Origin of the sequence: Mesorhizobium sp. B2-3-7 (assembly GCF_006442695.1) — a bacterium.
Taxonomy (GTDB): Bacteria; Pseudomonadota; Alphaproteobacteria; order Rhizobiales; family Rhizobiaceae; genus Mesorhizobium.
The window spans coordinates 110478-129274 of record NZ_VFVV01000011.1 but is presented as its reverse complement, the minus strand read 5'-3'; the positions used below and the strand labels follow the sequence as shown (position 1 = coordinate 129274).

18 protein-coding genes are annotated in these 18797 nt (G+C 64.5%); 10 read left to right on the top strand and 8 right to left on the bottom strand.

The window, feature by feature from the left end; genetic code table 11:
* The first annotated feature begins 68 nt into the window (after positions 1-68).
* Both FJ940_RS21565 and FJ940_RS21560 read left to right on the top strand, forming a co-directional pair.
* Positions 69-518, top strand: a complete 450-nt coding sequence (locus tag FJ940_RS21565) for an Rrf2 family transcriptional regulator (RefSeq protein ID WP_140523665.1) — start codon at positions 69-71, stop codon at positions 516-518.
* The gene (locus tag FJ940_RS21560) at positions 508-1407 is read left to right on the top strand and encodes an NAD(P)/FAD-dependent oxidoreductase (protein ID WP_140513006.1); all 900 of its coding nucleotides are present in this window, start codon (positions 508-510) and stop codon (positions 1405-1407) included. The genes FJ940_RS21565 and FJ940_RS21560 overlap by 11 nt, the downstream gene beginning before the upstream one ends.
* 1 nt (position 1408) lies before the next feature.
* Here FJ940_RS21560 and FJ940_RS21555 read toward each other — a convergent pair whose 3' ends face one another.
* Positions 1409-2179: a DeoR/GlpR family DNA-binding transcription regulator gene (locus tag FJ940_RS21555; protein WP_140497069.1), complete on the bottom strand. Its 771-nt coding sequence runs from the start codon at positions 2177-2179 to the stop codon at positions 1409-1411.
* Between the two features lie 443 nt (positions 2180-2622).
* Here FJ940_RS21555 and FJ940_RS21550 point away from each other — a divergent pair, with 443 nt between their 5' ends.
* On the top strand, positions 2623-3501 hold the full coding sequence (locus FJ940_RS21550; RefSeq protein WP_140497071.1) for a phosphotransferase family protein: 879 nt from the start codon (positions 2623-2625) through the stop codon (positions 3499-3501).
* 4 nt (positions 3502-3505) lie between these two features.
* Entirely contained in the window at positions 3506-5959 is a 2454-nt protein-coding gene (locus FJ940_RS21545; protein ID WP_140657846.1) for an FAD-dependent oxidoreductase, read from the top strand.
* On the opposite strand, the gene FJ940_RS21540 is transcribed toward FJ940_RS21545, so the two are convergent.
* On the bottom strand, positions 5960-6592 hold the full coding sequence (locus tag FJ940_RS21540; protein WP_181171796.1) for a class I SAM-dependent methyltransferase: 633 nt from the start codon (positions 6590-6592) through the stop codon (positions 5960-5962).
* Between the two features lie 104 nt (positions 6593-6696).
* Here FJ940_RS21540 and FJ940_RS21535 point away from each other — a divergent pair, with 104 nt between their 5' ends.
* Positions 6697-7599 (top strand): phosphotransferase family protein, encoded by a 903-nt coding sequence (locus FJ940_RS21535; protein ID WP_140657842.1) that lies wholly within the window; start codon positions 6697-6699, stop codon positions 7597-7599.
* Here the strand turns inward: FJ940_RS21535 and FJ940_RS21530 are convergent.
* The 3 genes from FJ940_RS21530 to ilvD all read right to left on the bottom strand — a co-directional run bounded on the left by FJ940_RS21530 (position 7596) and on the right by ilvD (position 12019).
* Positions 7596-8519 carry a DMT family transporter gene (locus tag FJ940_RS21530; RefSeq protein ID WP_140497079.1) on the bottom strand — a complete coding sequence of 308 codons (924 nt, stop codon included), beginning with the start codon at positions 8517-8519 and terminating at the stop codon, positions 7596-7598. The genes FJ940_RS21535 and FJ940_RS21530 overlap by 4 nt on opposite strands.
* Positions 8520-8621: 102 nt before the next feature.
* Positions 8622-9902, bottom strand: a complete 1281-nt coding sequence (locus FJ940_RS21525; RefSeq protein ID WP_140657840.1) for an amidohydrolase family protein — start codon at positions 9900-9902, stop codon at positions 8622-8624.
* Between the two features lie 272 nt (positions 9903-10174).
* Positions 10175-12019 carry a dihydroxy-acid dehydratase gene (gene ilvD / locus FJ940_RS21515; protein WP_140559734.1) on the bottom strand — a complete coding sequence of 615 codons (1845 nt, stop codon included), beginning with the start codon at positions 12017-12019 and terminating at the stop codon, positions 10175-10177.
* 270 nt (positions 12020-12289) lie between these two features.
* Here ilvD and FJ940_RS21510 point away from each other — a divergent pair, with 270 nt between their 5' ends.
* Positions 12290-12757, top strand: coding sequence for a VOC family protein (locus FJ940_RS21510; protein ID WP_140657838.1), 468 nt, complete (start codon positions 12290-12292; stop codon positions 12755-12757).
* Positions 12758-12925: 168 nt separating this feature from the next.
* On the opposite strand, the gene FJ940_RS21505 is transcribed toward FJ940_RS21510, so the two are convergent.
* Complete coding sequence (locus tag FJ940_RS21505) at positions 12926-14518, bottom strand: peptide chain release factor 3 (RefSeq protein ID WP_140497087.1); 1593 nt, start codon at positions 14516-14518, stop codon at positions 12926-12928.
* 140 nt (positions 14519-14658) lie between these two features.
* On the opposite strand from FJ940_RS21505, the gene FJ940_RS21500 reads away from it, so the two are divergent.
* Positions 14659-15726 (top strand): FAD-binding oxidoreductase, encoded by a 1068-nt coding sequence (locus tag FJ940_RS21500; protein ID WP_140556831.1) that lies wholly within the window; start codon positions 14659-14661, stop codon positions 15724-15726.
* A 42-nt stretch (positions 15727-15768) separates the two neighbouring features.
* On the opposite strand, the gene FJ940_RS21495 is transcribed toward FJ940_RS21500, so the two are convergent.
* Positions 15769-16563, bottom strand: coding sequence for a class II glutamine amidotransferase (locus tag FJ940_RS21495; protein WP_140657836.1), 795 nt, complete (start codon positions 16561-16563; stop codon positions 15769-15771).
* A 14-nt stretch (positions 16564-16577) separates the two neighbouring features.
* Entirely contained in the window at positions 16578-16826 is a 249-nt protein-coding gene (locus FJ940_RS21490; RefSeq protein ID WP_140512988.1) for a DUF6356 family protein, read from the bottom strand.
* Between the two features lie 116 nt (positions 16827-16942).
* On the opposite strand from FJ940_RS21490, the gene FJ940_RS21485 reads away from it, so the two are divergent.
* From FJ940_RS21485 to FJ940_RS21475, 3 genes are all read left to right on the top strand, one after another.
* Positions 16943-17413 (top strand): Lrp/AsnC family transcriptional regulator, encoded by a 471-nt coding sequence (locus tag FJ940_RS21485; RefSeq protein ID WP_140497095.1) that lies wholly within the window; start codon positions 16943-16945, stop codon positions 17411-17413.
* A 97-nt stretch (positions 17414-17510) separates the two neighbouring features.
* Positions 17511-17996, top strand: coding sequence for a dUTP diphosphatase (gene dut, locus FJ940_RS21480; protein ID WP_140657834.1), 486 nt, complete (start codon positions 17511-17513; stop codon positions 17994-17996).
* Positions 17996-18655 carry an HAD family phosphatase gene (locus tag FJ940_RS21475; RefSeq protein ID WP_181165289.1) on the top strand — a complete coding sequence of 220 codons (660 nt, stop codon included), beginning with the start codon at positions 17996-17998 and terminating at the stop codon, positions 18653-18655. Before dut ends, FJ940_RS21475 begins: the two co-directional genes overlap by 1 nt.
* Positions 18656-18797: the final 142 nt, after the last annotated feature.

The window sequence follows — 18797 nt, the reverse complement described above, 5'->3', positions numbered from 1 at the left end:
GACGACACTGGGAAGTGGAAACGGATCGGCAACTTGACGGCCCCCAGAATTGTAACTAAATAAGTTACATGAAACGCAACAGCCGGCTGTCTTCCACCTTGCACATTCTGGTCCACATGGCCGAGAAGCCCGAGCGGGCGCTGACCTCGGAGCAGCTTGCCACCTTCATCCATACCAATCCGGTCGTGGTGCGCCGCACCATCGCGGGGTTGCGGGATGCCGGCATCGTCACCTCTTCACGCGGACATGGCGGCGGCTGGCTGCTCGGGCGCCCGCCCGACGAGATCTCGCTGGCCGAAATCAGCGCCGCGCTTGGCGAGACGCTGCTGCAGTTCGGCACCGAGCCGGAGAGCCCCGGCTGCCTTGTCGAGCAGGCCGTCATCGCCGTCCTCGACGATTTTCGGATCGCGGCGGAGAAGCTGCTGGCGGAGAAGCTCAGCCGTATCACGCTGGCCGACCTGACCGCCGACTTCCGCCGCCGTTACGACCTCATCGGAGTCTCCAGCCATGCAGTATGATCTTGCCGTCGTCGGCGGCAGCTTTGCCGGCTTGTCCGCCGCCATCCAGGCGGCCCGGGCCCGGCGCAACGTCCTGGTGATCGACGCCGGCCAGCCCCGAAATCGGTTCGCCGCGCATTCGCACGGCTTCCTCGGCCAAGACGGGCGCACGCCAGGCGCCATCCTGGAGGAGGCAAGACGGCAGTTGCTAGCCTATCCGACGGCTCGCCTTGTCAAGGGACGTGCGGACAAGGCGGTCGCCAATAGCAGCAGCGACTTCGAAATCAGCACAGAGGGCGGCGAGACCTTTGGCGCCGCGCGGCTGGTTCTGGCCACCGGCGTGCGCGACATCCTGCCGGAAGTTCCCGGGCTTGCCGAGCAGTGGGGCAAGACCGTGCTGCACTGCCCCTATTGCCACGGCTACGAGGTTTCCAGCGGGCCGCTTGGCGTGCTGGCGACCGGACCCATGTCCCTGCATCAGGCGCAGTTGATCGCCGACTGGGGCGACGTCACGCTGTTCGGCAATCGCCTGATCGAGCCCGATGCCGAACAGATGTCTGTCCTGGAAGGCAAGAATGTGAGGTTCGAACCCGCTGCGGTCGCCGAACTGCGGGAGGATGGCGCGGGCGGCTTGACGGTGATCCTCGACGGCGGCCGAAAGGCGGGGGTTCGCGCGATATTCACCGCGCCGCGCAATACAATGGCGAGCCCGGTGGCCGAACAGCTCGGTTGCGGCTTCACGGACGGTCCCCTTGGCCCGGTGATATCAATCGATGACAGGCAGCAGACGACGGTTCCCGGCGTCTACGCCGCCGGGGACGCGTCACGCGCGATGCACAACATCGCCTTCGCCGTATCGGGCGGCGCCTTCGCCGGCATATGCGCCCACCAGTCGCTGGTATTCGGTTAGCTCAGGCTGCCTCGCCCGCGACGCTGAGCCGCGCGCCGGCCTGCGCCAGGCCAGCAGCGATGTCGCGCGGCGGCGGCCGGTCGGTGGCGAGCTCGGAAAAGCCATCGAAGCCGCAGACCTGGACCAGGCCTTGGCGCCCGAACTTGGAATGATCGGTGACGACGAGCGAACGCTGGCCGCGCGACAGCACCATGCGGGCGAACTCGGCCTCGTCGAGATCGTAATCCATGACACCCGTCACCGCATCGACGGCACCCGTCGAGATCACCGCATGGCTGACCGAGAAGCGGCTGACGAAGTCGATGGCCGAGGCGCCGAAGGCGGCGCCGGAATCGCTGCGCAGCTCACCGCCGGCCATGTAGACCTTGTTGCCGTTGACGGTGGCCAGCGTGCGGGCGATGTCGGATGAGTTGGTGACGACCGTCAGCCGCCGATGGCCGAGCAGTTCACGCGCCAGGAACGAGGTGGTCGTTCCCGTGTCGAGCATGATCGATTCGCCGTCGCGGATGGTGGCGGCGACCATGCGGGCGATGAGGCGCTTGGCCTCGGCGTTCTCGCGCATGCGCCGTTCGAACGGCGCTTCGCCGATCGTCGACGGCAGGCCGACGGCGCCATGCATCTTCAGGAGCGAGCCGTCGCTGGTGAGGGGCTTGACGTCGCGGCGAACGGTTTCCAGCGAGACGCCTAGCCGGTCGGCCAGGCTGGCGATGGTGACGGTGCCTTCCTCCTGCAGAAACCGCAGGATTTCGCCGTGCCGCTTGGAATGGCTCATCGGGTCATTTCCAGTCGCGCCATGATGCAGTGACCGCTTCTATGGCAAATCTGCCGCATATTACAAGGAATCTCGAAAGAATACGGGCAGGAAAGCAGAAAAAGCCACAGAATCTCGTTGACAACGTGGCTTACCCGGCGTGACACTGATGCCGTGTCAGGCTCGCACTGCCACGGAAAAGCGATAGCGGAGCCTGATCCGAATTTGTGTGCCCCAAGGTCTGGAAACTGCCTGACGCGAGGGCGACTGGAAGAATTTTCTCATCCGCGGGGGCGGATGCCGGCCTCGAAGAGCCCGGCACGTGGGGCTCGTCGGTGCGGCGCGGGATACCGATCCCGAATGCCGCGCCGGCGAGGTCTTTGCCAGAACGAGCGTCCGGACAAACGGCGGGTCGCCACGGTGGTGCCGCCCCGTCGGCGCCTTGCCGGACGAAGGGCGAATTCATGACGGCCGAGGACCGCATCCGCGCCCTGCCTTGCTGGACAGGCAGCGTCGAGATCGAGCCGCTGCCCGGCGGGCTGAGCAATGCCAATTATCGGGTTAAGGACGCGGCCGGGAGGCATGTCGTGCGTTTCGGCAGGGACTATCCCTTCCACCACGTCTTTCGCGAGCGTGAGGTGATGACCGCACGCGCCGCGCATGCCGCCGGTTTCGCGCCGGCGGTCCGCCATGCCGAACCCGGCATTCTCGTGACGGAGTATCTCGGCGCCAAGACCTGTCTGGCTGAGGACGTGCGCGCCAATCTCGGCCGTGTCGCCGCCCTGATGCGCGGCTTCCACCGTGAGATGCCCAACCACGTCTCCGGTGCCGGCTTCATGTTCTGGGTGTTCCACGTCATCCGCGACTATGCGCGCACGCTGGAGGACGCCGGCAGCCGCAAGGCGAGCGACCTGCCGCGTCTGCTGATGCTGGCCGACGAGCTCGAACGCGCCCAGAAACTGCTGCCGATCGTGTTCGGCCACAATGATCTTTTGCCGGCGAATATTCTCGACGACGGCAGCAGGCTATGGCTGATCGACTTCGAATATGCCGGCTTCAATACCGCGATGTTCGACCTTGCCGGCGTCGCCTCGAACGCCGGCATGAGCGACGAGGAATCCTTCGCCTTCCTGACCGCTTATTTCATGAAGGAGCCGGACGAGGCGATCCGCCGCTCGCATGCGGCCATGCAATGCGCCTCGCTGCTGCGCGAGGCGATGTGGAGCATGGTTTCGGAACTCTACCTCGACGTGCCCGGCATCGACTACGTCGCCTACACGGAAGAGAACCTGACGCGGCTCGATGCCGCGCTGGAAAACTACCGGACAAAATACGGGACCTGAATTCATGACCTTGCCAACCCAGGCAGCGATCGTCGTCATCGGCGGCGGCATTATCGGCTGCTCGACGGCCTACCATCTGGCCCGCGACCACAAGGCAGATGTGGTGCTGCTCGAACAGGGCAAGCTGACCTCGGGCTCGACCTGGCACGCCGCCGGCCTGGTCGGGCAGCTGCGCTCGTCGGCCTCGATCACCCGCGTGCTCAAATATTCGGTCAACCTCTACAAGGGCCTGGAGGCCGAGACCGGCCTTGCCACCGGCTGGAAGATGAGCGGGTGCCTGCGCCTTGCCACCAATGCCGACCGCTGGACCGAGTACGAGAGGCTGGCGACGACAGCGAAGAGCTTTGGCATGGACATGCAGTTGCTGTCGCCGGCGGAGGTCAAGAACATGTGGCCGCTGATGGAAACCGGCGATCTCGTCGGCGCTTCCTGGCTGCCGACCGACGGTCAGGCGAGCCCATCCGACGTCACCCAGTCGCTGGCCAAGGGCGCGCGCATGCATGGCGCAAGGCTTTACGAGGAAGTGCGCGTCACCGGCTTCGAGATCAAAGGCGGCCGCATCATTGCGGTGAAGACCAACATGGGCGACATCGCCTGCGACAAGGTGGTGAACTGCGCAGGACAATGGGCACGGCAGGTTGGCGCCATGGCCGGCATCAACGTGCCGCTGCAGCCGGTGAAGCACCAGTTTATCGTCACCGAGAAGATCGACGGGCTAGCGACCGATGTCCCGACCATCCGCGACCCGGACCGGCGCACCTATTTCAAGGAAGAGGTCGGCGGGCTGGTGATGGGCGGCTATGAGCCAAACCCGCAGGCCTGGACGACTGATCTCCCCGGAGGCGACGTGCCCAATGACTGGGAGTTCCGGCTGTTCGACGACGACTATGATCATTTCGAACAGCATATGAGCCAGGCGATCGCGCGCGTGCCGGCGCTGGAAACCGTCGGTGTCAAGCAGATGATCAACGGGGCCGAGAGTTTCACGCCGGACGGCAATTTTATCCTCGGCGTGGCGCCCGAATGCGCCAACATGTTCGTCGGCGCCGGCTTCAACGCCTTCGGCATCGCTTCGGGCGGCGGCGCCGGCTGGGTGCTGGCGCAATGGGTGGTCGATGGCGAGGCGCCGTTCGATCTGTGGGTCGTCGACATCAGGCGCTTTTCCAGCCTGCACCGCGACCGGCACTGGGTCCGCGAGCGCACGCTGGAAGCCTATGGCAAGCACTACACGATCGGCTTTCCGCATGAGGAGTATCTTTCCGGCAGGCCGCGCATCGTTTCGCCGCTGTACAACAGGCTGAAACAGCATCGCGCCGTGTTCGGTTCGAAGCTCGGCTGGGAGCGGCCGAACTGGTTCGCCCCCGAAGGCGTCGAGCCGCGTGACGTCTATTCCATGGGCCGGCAGAATTGGTTTTCAGCCGTCGGCGACGAACATCGCCATGTGCGCGAGAAGGTCGGCATCTTCGACCAGTCGTCCTTCGCCAAATACGAGCTGACCGGGCCCGACGCGCCGAAGGCGCTGGACTGGATCTGCGCCAACGACGTCAACAAGCCGGCCGGCCGGCTGACCTATACGCAGCTTCTCAACACGCGCGGCGGCATAGAGGCCGATCTCACCGTGTCGCGGTTCGGCGAGGACAGGTTCTATATCGTCACCGGCACGGGCTTCCGCACCCATGACCTGTCCTGGATCAGCGACCATGTCGAAAAGGAGCTCGATATCATGCTCACCGACGTCACCGAGGATTTCGGCACGCTGTCGCTGATGGGACCGCGCGCCCGCGAAGTGCTGGCCGGCGTGACCGATGCCGACGTTTCCAACAGCGGTTTCCCATTCGGCCATGCCCGCGAGATTATCGTTGCCGGCCACACCGTGCGGGCGTTGCGCGTCACCTATGTCGGGGAACTCGGCTGGGAGCTGCACGTGCCGATCTCCGCAACCGGCGAGATCTTCGACGCGTTGATGTCGGCAGGCAAGCAACATGATATCCGCCCGGTCGGCTACCGGGCCCTGGAATCGCTGCGACTGGAAAAGGGCTATCGCGCCTGGGGCTCCGATATCACCCCCAACGACACGCCGCTGGAAGCCGGCCTCGGCTGGGCGGTGAAGCTTCGCAAGAACACGGATTTCGTAGGGCGGCGCGCCTTGGAGAAAATCACTGGCGGGCCATTGAAGAAGCGTTTCGCCGGCTTCACGGTCGACGATCAGGACATCGTGCTCGTCGGGCGCGAGACGATCCTGCGCAATGGCGAGCCGGTCGGCTATCTCAGCAGCGGCGGCTATGGCTACACCGTGGAGAAGAACATCGGCTATGGCTATGTGCGCAATGCCGACGGCGTGAGCGACGATTTTCTCGCCTCGGGCCGCTATGAGCTGGTCGTGGCGATGCAGCGCACGCCGGCAAAGATCCATCTCGAGCCGATGTATGATCCGGCCGGGAACAGGATCAAAGCCTGATCAGTTCACACGCAAGGCGAGGCAGCGGCTGGGCACCGTGTCGGCCTCGCCCGGCATCGAGACGTACGGGCGCGTTTCCTCGATGCGGGTGACCAGCCCCTGCGCCTCCAGCTCCGCGACCCGCGCGTTAAAGCCCAGATCCCAGATCGTGTTCTTGACCGTCAGCACGATCACGCCGCCCGGCCGGCAGATGCGGATCAGTTCGTCCAGCCCTTCGGCACCGACATGGCCCGAGGTAAAGACGCCGGCCGAGATCACCCCGGCATAGGCATTGTCGGCAAAGGGCAGCGGCCCGCCAAGCGCCAGGCAATGCAGGGCCGAATAGACGCCCTTGCGCTCTGCCTGATCCAGCATGCCTTGCGAGATGTCGAGCGCCTCGACCTCGGGATAGCCGGCAATGTCGAGCCATTCGCCGATGAGCCCGGTGCCGGCCCCGGCATCGAGCAGCGGTGCCGAGCCACGCGGCAGATGCCTTGCCAGCAAGGCCAGGCAGATGGTGGGATGGCGATAGCCGGCGGCCGACATGTCGCTGTCGTAGGTCTGCGACCAACGGTCATAGAGCGCCGCCATGTCTTCCGGGCGCTTGGCCGCGTAGGCAGCGCCAAGCGCGCCCTTATGCTTGCTGTCGGTCACTTTCGTCCTGTCCGCCATGCCCTAAATTGGTCTCGCACGGATGATAGCCAAAGCACGAATTTTGTGGAACCGTCTCTGCGACAAATAACAGCGGGGGAGCGGGCATGACAATGGACGAGGCACGGACAAAACTTGCCGCCATTCCCATGCTGGCCGGCTATAACGGGACGCTGGAACGGCTTGGCGGCCTCACCAACCTGGTTTTCAAGGCCGGGGACTTCTGCCTGCGCATTCCAGGCAAAGGCACCGAGGAATATATCAACCGCGCCAATGAGGCGGTGGCGGCGCGCGAGGCGGCTAAGGCAGGCGTCAGCCCCGAGGTGCTGCATGTCGATCCGGGCACCGGCGTGATGGTGACGCGCTTCATCGCCGGTGCCGTAACCATGTCGCCGGAAAAATTCAGGCTTCGGCCGGGCAGCCCGGCGCGTGCGGGAGCGGCCTTCCGCAAGCTGCATTCGTCCGGTGCGGTGTTTCCGTTCCGTTTCGAACTGTTCGCGATGATCGATGACTATCTGAAGGTGCTGTCGACCAAGGAGGTCGCCCTGCCCGCCGGCTATCACGACGTGGTGCGCGAGGCCGGTGGCGTGCGCGCGGCGCTGTCGGCCCACCCGCTGCCCGTCGTCGCCTGTCATTGCGACCCGCTGTGCGAGAATTTTATCGATGCGGGTGACAGGATGTGGATCGTCGACTGGGAATATTCAGGAATGAACGATCCGCTCTGGGATCTTGGCGACCTCTCCGTCGAAGGCAAGTTCGATGCCGCGCAGGACGAGGAGATGATGCGCGCCTATTTCGGCGGCGAGGCGAAACCGGCGGAGCGCGGCCGCATCGTCATCTACAAGGGGATGTGCGACCTGTTGTGGACACTGTGGGGACTGATCCAGCTCGCCAACGACAATCCCGTCGACGATTTTCGGGCCTATGCCGACGGCCGCTTCGCGCGCTGCAAGGCGCTGATGGAGACGCCGGAATTTTCACGGCACCTGGCGGCGATCCGCGAGGGCTAATTCACGCCCTTCGGCACGTTTTCAGGCGGCACCGTCGTGTCGACCACCTTCTGGCGATGGAAGATGAACAAGCCGGCCAGCACGACGATGACCGAGCCGATGAGGATGCGCGGGCCGGGAACGTCGCCGAAGAACGCCAGCCCGAAGACCACCGCCCATAGAAGCAGCGTGTAGTGCAGCGGCGCCAGCGTCGAGGCCGGGGCCAGCTTGAGCGCCCGCGTGATCATCAGATGGGCACCGCAGGAGACGATGCCGAGCAGCAGCATGGCGCCGAAATCGAGCGCCGACGGCGTGTGCCAGGCGCCGATGGTCAGGGCGCCGCCGACCAGCAGCGTGCCGATGGTCTGCCATGTCACCAGATTGGTGTCGCTGGTGCCGCGCAAGCGCCGGTTGAGGATGATGGCGAAAGCGAAGGCAATGCTGCCCGCCAGCGCGAAGCCCGACGACAGCGAGAAAGCCGCCGAGGAGGGCTTGAGCATGATCAGCACGCCGCAGAAGCCGAGCAGGATCGCCATCCAGCGGCGCCAGCCGACCTTCTCGCCAAGCAGGAGATGCGAGAGTGCCGCCACATAGATCGGCCCGGCCATATAGAAGCTCATCACATCCGCAAGCGGCAGATAGACGACGGCGGCATAGAAGAGCCCGGTATCGAGCGTGGTCATGATGACGCGCAGGACCTGCAATTCGGGCCTTTCCATGCGGAACAGCTTGGCGGCGCCCTGGTGGGCGATCATCGGACCGAGCACGAAAAACGCGCCGATCGACCTGATCAGAACCACCTGGCCGACGGAAAAGCTGGCGACCAGCCATTTGCCCATGGCGTCGTTGAGCGCAAACAGGAAGTCGCCGGCCAGCATCAGCAGAATGCCGGCCAGAAGCACGTTCCTGATTGTGGTATTCTGCGCCACGGGTTGCGTCATGCCGATCCCTTGCCTGTCCAGGCCGCGTCGTAGACGGAAGCGGCCGTTTTGACGAGGAGAAATCCGGGAATCGGCAAGGCCAGCGCCGGAAATCGGCTGGGTCTAGGACGATACGTGCCGCCGGTTCACCAATGCCGGCCTGCCGGGGATGGCAAGCCTGGTGTCCTGCCTGGTTCGTTCCGCCACCACTTTGCCCCTGGCGATGACGCAAATGCGTTCGGGGCGCAGGCGAATGGCCTCGACCGGATTGCCGGCGTCGAGGACGACCAGGCTGGCGCGCTTGCCGACGGCGAGGCCCAGATGATCGAGCCCCATGATGGCGGCATTGACGTTGGTGACCATGTCGAAACAGTGCGCCATGTCGGCCGGGCTCGACATCTGGGCGACGTGAAGCCCCATGAAGGCGACGTCGAGCATGTCGGCGGAGCCCAGCGAATACCAGGGATCGAGCACGCAATCCTGGCCCCAGCCGACGCGGATGCCCAGCGCCAGCATCTCCTTGACCCGGGTCATGCCGCGGCGCTTGGGAAACGTGTCGTGGCGCCCCTGCAGCATGATGTTGATCAGAGGATTGGGGATGGCGGAGACGCCCGCCTCGGCGATCAGCGGCAGGAGTTTCGAGACGTAGTAATTGTCCATCGAATGCATCGAGGTGAGATGCGAGCCGGCCACCTTGCCCTGAAGGCCGAGACGCTGCGTCTCATAGGCCAGTTGCTCGATGTGGCGCGACAGCGGGTCGTCGGTCTCGTCGCAATGCAGGTCCACCATCAGGCCGCGTTCTGCCGCGATCTCGCAAAGCTCGGTCACCGAGCGCGTGCCGTCGGCCATGGTGCGCTCGAAATGGGGAATGCCGCCGACGACATCGACGCCCAGATCCAGCGCGCGGATGGTGTTTTCCCGTGCACCGGGCGAGCGGTAGAGCCCATCCTGTGGAAAGGCGACCAATTGCAGGTCGATATAGGGCGCCACCGTCTTCTTGACATCGAGCAGCGCCTCGACCGCCAGCAGCCTGTCGTCGCAAACGTCGACATGGGTGCGGATGGCGAGCAATCCCATCGACACCGCCCAGTCGCAATAGGCGAGCGCGCGATCGCGCACCGCCTCATGCGTCAGGAGCGGCTTCAGTTCGCCCCACAGAGCAATGCCTTCGAGCAGCGTGCCCGAGGCGTTTATCCGCGGAATGCCGTAGGAGAGCGTCGCATCCATATGGAAGTGCGGGTCGACTAACGGCGCAGAGACCAGATTGCCCCGCGCGTCGATCGTCGTGCCGGCGTTGCCATCGAGCTTCGGCTCGATCGTCGCGATCGTCTCGCCGACGATGCCGATGTCGGCAACCCTGCCGTCAGGCAATGTGCCGCCGCGAACGATAAGGTCGAAATCCATCTGTGTCGTCCCCGAAGAATCAGCACCTGTCGGCTGCCGCCGTGATCGCGGCGGGCGAAAAATCTTGCCACGTGGCGCCGCCTCTCATCCGCCTGCCGGCATCTTCTCCCCGTATAGAGACGGGGAGAAGGGAGATGCTGCGACCTCGCCGCCATTTTTGCAACGTCTACAATTGGCGAAATCTTTGGTTATAGCCCTTTCTCCCCGTCACTTACGGGGAGAAATGTCCGGCAGGACAATGAGGGGCAGCACGAACCTGGCCGATTCGAGCGCTACTCCGGAACGTGCCTCACCGCACCCTTGTCGGCGCTGGTGGCGAAGGCGGCGTAGGCGCGCAATGCGGTCGTCACCTTGCGCTTACGCTTCTCTTCGGGCTTCCACGCCAGAGCGCCCTTGGCCGCCATTGCCGCCCGGCGGCTGGCGAGCTCCTCATCGCTCACGGCGAGGCGGATCGAGCGGTTGGGGATGTCGATCTCGATCGTGTCGCCTTCCCGCACCAGCCCGATCGTGCCGCCTTCGGCGGCTTCGGGCGAGACATGGCCGATCGAGAGCCCCGACGTGCCGCCGGAGAAGCGCCCGTCGGTGATCAGCGCGCAAGCCTTGCCCAAGCCCTTCGATTTCAAATAGCTGGTCGGATAGAGCATTTCCTGCATGCCGGGGCCGCCGCGCGGTCCTTCATAGCGGATGACGACGACGTCGCCGGCCTTGATCTCATTCGACAGGATCGCCTTGACCGAGGCATCCTGGCTTTCGAACACCCGCGCCGGGCCGGTGAATTTCAGGATCGACTCGTCGACGCCGGCCGTCTTCACGATGCAGCCGTCGAGCGCCAGGTTGCCCTTGAGCACGGCAAGGCCGCCGTCTTTGGAAAAAGGCGTCTTCGCCGAGCGGATAACGCCCGTCTCGCGGTCCAGATCGAGCTCGTCCCAGCGACGATCCTGGCTGAAGGCGACCTGCGTCGGCACGCCGCCGGGCGCGGCGAGGAAGAAATCTCGCACGTTCTGGCTTGAGGTGCGCGAAATATCCCAATGATCGAGCGCCTCGCCGAGGCTTGATGTGTGCACGGTCGGCAGGTCGCGGTTGATCAGTCCGGCTTGGTCGAGCTGGCCGAGGATCGCCATGATGCCGCCGGCGCGGTGGACGTCCTCCATGTGCACGTCGGACTTGGCCGGCGCCACCTTGCACAGCACGGGCACCCGCCGCGACAGCCGGTCGATATCCTCCATGGTGAAGTCGACCTCACCCTCATGCGCCGCGGCCAGGATGTGCAGCACGGTGTTGGTCGAGCCACCCATCGCGATGTCGAGCGTCATGGCGTTCTCGAACGCGCCCTTTGAAGCGATGCTGCGCGGCAGCGCCGTCTCGTCGTCCTGCTCGTAATAGCGTTGGGCGAGATCGACGATCAAGTGTCCGGCCTCGACGAACAGCCGCTTGCGGTCGGCGTGCGTCGCCAGTGTCGAACCGTTGCCCGGCAGCGACAGGCCGAGCGCTTCGGTCAGGCAGTTCATCGAATTGGCGGTGAACATGCCCGAGCAGGAACCGCAGGTCGGGCAGGCGGAGCGCTCGATGACCTTGACGTCTTCGTCGGAGATCTTGTCGTCGGCGGCGGCGACCATGGCGTCGACCAAGTCGAGCGCCTGCGCCTTTCCGGCGAGCACCACCTTGCCCGCTTCCATCGGCCCGCCGGAGACGAAGACGGTCGGGATGTTGAGGCGCAGCGAGGCCATCAGCATGCCGGGCGTGATCTTGTCGCAATTGGAGATACAGACCATGGCGTCGGCGCAGTGGGCGTTGACCATGTACTCGACGGAATCGGCGATCAGTTCGCGCGACGGCAGCGAATAGAGCATGCCGTCATGGCCCATGGCGATGCCGTCATCGACGGCGATGGTGTTGAATTCCTTGGCGACGCCGCCGGCCTTCTCGATCTCGCGCGCGACCAGCTGGCCGAGATCCTTCAGGTGGACGTGGCCCGGCACGAACTGGGTAAAGGAGTTGACCACGGCGATGATCGGCTTGCCGAAATCGCTGTCCTTCATGCCGGTGGCGCGCCAGAGGCCGCGGGCGCCGGCCATGTTGCGGCCATGGGTGGTGGTGCGGGAGCGATAGGCAGGCATGAACTTTCCTTAGCTGGCTGGCTGCGCCCGATGCGGAGCGTCGCGGCCCTGAATATGGATCGCAGGCGTTATAGACCGGCAATTATTGTCTGGCCACATTTTTGCAATGCGCCAGATTCTCCAGAAAAATTCAGAGTTTGCGAAAAAAGATGGCCTCCCGTGTCGGATCGCCTACCGGGCGCCCGTCCTTGGATCAACGGCAAGGGAGTGGGACCATTTTCTCAGACGGCCGTTCCATTGTAGCAGCAAGAAGCAACCGAGGAGCACGACATGCAAAAGATCACCACCTGCCTGTGGTTCGATGGACAGGCCGAAGAGGCGATGAACCACTATGTCTCCATCTTCAAGAATTCGAAGGTGCTGAGCGTCATGCGTTGGCCCAAGGGCCACGCCGATGAAGGCAAAGTGCTGCTGACCACGTTCGAGCTCGACGGCGTGCCGTTCCAGGCGCTCAACGGCGGACCGCAATTCAAGTTCAACGAGGCGATGTCGCAGTCGATCGACTGCAAGACGCAGGAAGAGGTCGACTATTTCTGGGAGAGGCTCACCGAGGGCGGCGAGCCCGGCCCCTGCAGCTGGCTGAAGGACAAGTTCGGCGTCTCCTGGCAGGTGGTGCCGGAACAGCTGCCGCGCCTGCTCCAGGATCCGGACCGGGAAAAGGCCGGCCGGGTGATGAGTGCGATGATGAAGATGGGCAAGATCGACATCGCCAAGCTCGAAGAGGCGGCGAAGGGGTGAGAAGTGGTCCGCGTAAGCGGACGGAAAGCCAATTGATTGGCTTTTCCGAGCTTCGAACGCCCTGAGCCTGCGAAGGGCAGGGCTGTCCATTGATTTTTGAGGCCGGCGCTGCCCCTCATCCGCCCTTCGGGCCTTCTCCCGTGAACGGGGAGAAGGGAAGACCGCCCCTCAAGCCGCCTTGTCGCGGACCTGGTAGTCCTTGATCGTGGCGAAGCGGATCGCCTTCCAGCGCTCGGCTTCGTAGTTCAGCGAGAAGGCGTGCTGGGCGAGGAACACCGGGTCGTTGTCGAGATCGCGGGCAATGTCGCCGCGATGGGCTTCGATGAAGCGCTGCACTTCCGTCTTGTCGTCAGCCGATATCCAGCGGCAGACCGAAAAACGCGACATCTCGAATTCGACCGGCAGCGTGTATTCGAAGTTCAGCCGCTCCTTCAGCACGTCGAGCTGCAGCGCACCGACGACGCCGACGATGGCCGGCGAGCCGTCCTCGGGCGAAAACAGCTGCACGACGCCCTCCTCCGCCATCTGGTGCAGCGCCTCCTTCAGCTTCTTGGCCTTCATCGCATCACCGAGGCGCACACGACGCAGGATTTCCGGGGCGAAGTTCGGCACGCCGCGGAACAGGATTTCCTCACCCTCGGTCAGCGTGTCGCCGATGCGCAGCGTGCCGTGGTTGGGGATGCCGACGACGTCGCCGGCAAAGGCCTCGTCGGCGGTGACGCGGGTGCGGGCGAAGAAGAATTGCGGCGCAGACAGGCTCATCGGCTTGCCGGTGCGCACCAGCTTGGCCTTCATGCCGCGCTCGAGCTTGCCCGAGCAGACGCGCACGAAGGCGATGCGGTCGCGGTGGTTGGGATCCATATTGGCCTGGATCTTGAAAACGAAGGAGGTCATCTTGTCCTCGGTCGCCTCCACCATCCGGGTGTCGGCATCCTGCGCGCGCGGCGGCGGCCCGAAAGCGCCGAGCGCCTCGATCAGGTCGCGCACGCCGTAATTGCGCAGCGCCGAGCCGAAATAGACCGGCGTCAGATGGCCCTCGCGAAAGGCGTCGATGTCGAGCGGACGGCAGGCTTCGCGCGCGAGTTCCAGCTCCTCGATGAAGGCCTCGCGCTCGTTTTCCGGCAACAGGCCGGCGACGCGGTTGGAATCGGGACCGTTGACCGGAGTGCGTTCCTTCTCGTCATCGCCCTTGCGCACGGCGTTCAGCGCCAGGTGGTAAGTGCCCGAAAACGTCCTGCCGCGGCCGATCGGCCAGGTGATGGGCGCGGTATCGAGCGCCAGCTTCTGCTCGATTTCGTCCAGTATCTCGAAGGGATCGCGGCTCTCGCGGTCCATCTTGTTGACGAAGGTGATGATCGGGATGTCGCGCAGCCGACAGACCTCGAACAGCTTCAGCGTGCGCGGCTCGATGCCCTTGGCGGCGTCGATGACCATGACCGCCGAGTCGACCGCCGACAGCGTGCGGTAGGTGTCGTCGGCGAAATCCTCGTGGCCGGGCGTGTCGAGCAGATTGAAGACGTTGTCCTCATACTCGAACGTCATCACCGAGGTGACGACCGAAATGCCGCGTTCGCGCTCGATCTTCATCCAGTCCGACCGGGTCTGGATGCGGTCCTTCTTGGCCTTGACCTCACCGGCAAGCTGGATGGCGCCACCGAACAGCAGCAGCTTTTCGGTGAGCGTCGTCTTGCCGGCGTCCGGGTGGGCGATGATAGCGAAAGTACGGCGGCGCGATACCGCCTGTTCGATGTCTTCAGCCAATTTATGAAATCCTGTCTGTGGCGCGGGCTTCTAGCAGCGCTTTCCCGGCCTGTCGAACAGATTTGCCCGGATCGGTCCGCCGGCTCTTGAGATAGGGAAGACGCGATGGCATCAGAAGACCTGTTCGATGGAGATCCTGCATGAGCAAGAAAGTGATCGTCATCGGCGCCGGCATCATCGGCGCCTCGATCGCCTGGCACCTGGCCAAGGCGGGCGCGCAGGTGACGGTCATTGCCGACAGCGCTGCCGGCGGCGTGGCGACGCCGAACTCGTTTGCCTGGATAAATGCCAGCTGGGGCAATCCGGAACCGTATTTCCGGCTGCGCATCCGCTCCATGGCGGAATGGTCGCGGCTGGCGCAGGACCTGCCCGGCCTTCCGCTCGCCTGGTGCGGCGGGCTGTGCTGGGACTTGCCGGCGGACAAATTGGAGGCCTATGCGGCGGAGCATTCGTCCTGGGGTTATGGCATCAGGCGGGTCGACCGCGCCGGCGCGGTCGGCATCGAGCCCAATCTCGCCGGGCTTCCCGACTTTGCCTTACATGTCGCCGAGGAGGGTGTCGCCGAGCCGGTCGCAGCGACGAACGCGCTGCTGGCCGACGCCGAACGGCGCGGTGCGCGCTTCGTCTCCAGCACGGTTACGGCGTTGGTCCAAACCGGCGGCAGGACGACGGGCGTGGACACGTCGCATGGGCTGTTTGCAGCCGACGAGGTGGTGATCGCGGCCGGCGTCGGCTCGCCGGAGATTGCCGCGACGGCCGGCATAAGGCTACCGATCGAAATGCCGCCCGGCCTGATCGTCCATTCGCGACCTTACAGAAAATTGCTCAACGGTCTGGTGCTGGCCGAGCGGCTGCACATGCGCCAGACGGCGCAAGGCCGCATCATCGCCGGGTCTGATTTTGGCGGTGCCGACCCGGGGATGGATGCGGCGGCGACGGCGCGCGAGCTGTTTGCGGCGGTGCAAGCCATGCTGCGCGGCGGCGATGGCCTGGAACTCGATTTCCATACGGTCGGTTACCGGCCGACGCCGATCGACGGCTTCCCGATCATCGGCCGCGCCGAGGGCATGGACGGCCTCTACATCGCGGTCACGCATTCCGGCATCACGCTGGCGCCGGCGGTCGGCTTGTTCGCGGCGCGCGAAATCCTCGACGGCGAGCGCGATCCGCTGCTGGCGTCCTATGGATTGGGTCGGTTCGCTCAATAGCTTGGTGGACGGCTCTCTACGGCAATTCGCGCCGCGAGGAGGCTACCCGGCCAGCGCCAGCTTCGCCGGGGCCGGCGCAAACGGCTGAATATTCACGCCATCCCTGGTCATGGTGACGAAGCTCGATGGCGGGATCGCCTGCCAGTCGCCGCCTTCACGGTCGAAGGGTTCGGAGACGATGCAGCGGCCGCCGCCCTTGGCGGCGGTATAGAGGGTGGGCGCGTGGTCATCCGTGGCGTAGCGGACCGCGTGGAGCGCCTGCCCGTCGGAAAAGGCGGCCGTCAGCTTCAGCGCCGGCTCGATGCCGGCACGCCGCGAAGCCTCCAGCACGCGGCTGGTGGCACGGGCGACGGCGCCTTTCGGATCGGCGGCCAACCCTTCGTCGATCATCAGGAGAAAAAACAGCTCGGAATCGGTGGTGCCCTCGCGCTGGTCGAAGACGGCGTCGGACAGCGAATTTTCCAGCGCGCGGCGGATCTTCTCGAAGCCGCCGATCTGGCCGTTGTGCATGAACGACCAAGGGCCCGAGATGAAGGGATGGCAATTCATGCGGCTGGTGGCGCCGCCGGTCGAGGCGCGCACATGGGCGAGAAACAATCCGGATTTGATCTGTCGGCACAAGCTCTTCAGATTGGGATCGGACCAGGCCGGCAGGATGTCGCGGTAGAGGCCGGGCTCGGGCCGGTCGCCATACCAGGCAAGGCCGAAACCATCGCCATTGGTCGGCGACTTGGCTTCCTCGGCGCAATGGCTCTGGGCGATCAGCGAGTGGCAGGGCGCCGTGAGGATGTTTTCGAGGAAGACCGCTTCACCGAGATAGGCCGCCCACCGGCACATCGCTTCGTCCGTTCCTAGGCGCGGTCCGGAAGGGCCTTGGGCTCCTTGACCGCGTGCGAACCTCTGTTGTGCGTCCGCTCGTAAAGTTCGCGGACGATTCGGCTGGCGGTAGTCTCGAACAGAAATGGCAAGAAAGCGTGAACGAGGGCGGCCCCGGCGGCCGTCAGCAGGCGCGAGGAAAACCAGGCGGCAAAGGCCATGTGACCGAAATAGGTTTCGCCGACCTTGGCCGGATGGGAGGTGAAAATCCTTGCGACCGACATGCTGCTTCCCCTTCAGCGCTTAAAGTTCCTGATATGGGGTATCCTGGCACGGTTCGTCGGTTCATCGGTCTCAAAATGTCCTTGTATTTTGCTTGTTCGTGGGACAAACATCCCACATGGCCATCGAAATCGACGAAATCGATCGGAAATTGCTCGCCGAATTGCAACGCGACGGCACGTTGTCGGTCGATCAGCTGTCCGAACGGGTAGCCTTGTCGCGCAACGCCTGCTGGCGGCGCGTCAAGCGGCTGGAGGAGGATGGCGTCATCACTGGCCGGGTGGCGTTGGTCGATGCCGAGAAGCTCGGGCTCGGCCTCTCCGTGTTCATCCTGGTCCGGACCTCAAATCATGATCCCGAGTGGTTGCAGAAATTCCGGGCGGCGGTGACAGGCTTTTCCGAGATCACCGGAGTCTACCGCATGTCCGGCGACCTCGACTATGTCTTGCGCGCCCGCGTCGCCGACGTGAAGGCCTATGACCGGCTCTACCAGCGGCTGATCGCCAAGGTGGCGCTGTCGGACGTTTCGGCGTCCTTCGTGATGGAGGAGATCAAGGAGACCACAGTGGTGCCGATGGAAGTGCGCTAAGGATTGGCTCCGGCCATAGTGATGCCCGAAAGAAAGCCGTTGATAGGGTCGAGGGCGAATTGACCGAATCGGCAATCGCGCCGATAGGATCGATTTTATGCGCGCAGCCATCCAAAATTCCTCCGTCATCGGTCCGACCGTCGGCTTCGTAAGGTTACCGCATGCGGAAGGACTCCCCCTCCCTGCCTATGAAAGCCCCGGCGCCGCCGGCATGGACCTGCGCGCGGCGGTGCCCGACGATCGGCCGCTGCTGATCCTGCCGGGAAAACGTGCGCTGGTGCCGACCGGACTGATCCTGAAAATTCCCGAAGGCATGGAAGGCCAGGTGCGGCCGCGCTCCGGCCTTGCCTTCAAACACGGGCTGACCGTCCTCAACACGCCGGGCACAATCGACAGCGACTATCGCGGCGAGGTGAAAGTGCTGCTGGTCAATCTCGGCGACGAGGATTTTGCGGTGACGCGCGGCATGCGCATTGCCCAGATCGTGTTCGCCGCGGTGACGCAGGCGGGCGTCGAAGAGCGCGCCCTGGCCGGCGGCACGGCGCGCGGTTCGGGCGGGTTCGGCTCGACCGGCACGGCCTGATGAACATACCGAAACTTGTCATCTTCGACTGCGACGGAATTCTGGTCGATACCGAGAACCTGGCCAACCGGCGTCTCGCCGAATGGCTGAGCGAAGCCGGGTATCCCACCAGCTTTGAACATTGCCGCAAGAACTTCTCCGGCCGCAGCATGGTCTCGGTGCAGAAGCAGATCGAAGAAGAGACCAGCGTCAGGCTCGGCGCCGACTTCGTCGAGCGCTGGAATGCAGGGCTGCCGGACCTGTTCGCCCATGGGGTCGAGGCGATTCCCTATGTCCGGGAGTTCGTCGAGGCTGTCCGCGCGGCCGGCATCGCCTATTGCGTCGCCACCTCGGCCAGGGTGTCGAAAATGCACATCACGCTTGGCCAGACCGGCCTGCTGCCGCTGTTCGAACATGCGATGTTTTCCTCGACCATGGTCGCGCGCGGCAAGCCGTTTCCGGACCTGTTCCTGCATGCGGCCAAGACGATGGGCTTTGCGCCTGCCGACTGCATCGTCATTGAGGACAGCGTCGCCGGCACGCAGGCCGGCATCGCCGCCGGCATGCGGGTATTTTCCTATCATGGCGATCCCTACAGCGACCGTGACGGCTTGATGCGAGCCGGCGGCATCCTGTTCGACGACATGCGCACACTGGCCGGACTGGTGCCGATCCACTGATCGGCGCCGGTTTTGACGGGGTTGCAGGGACGCGCCGGACGAATTGTCAGCAGAGAACGCGAAACGCTTCTGAGCCAACCGCATTCGTTTGCCCGGGCAAGGCGGGCAAGCTAAAATCCGCGCCATCGCACTCAACACGATG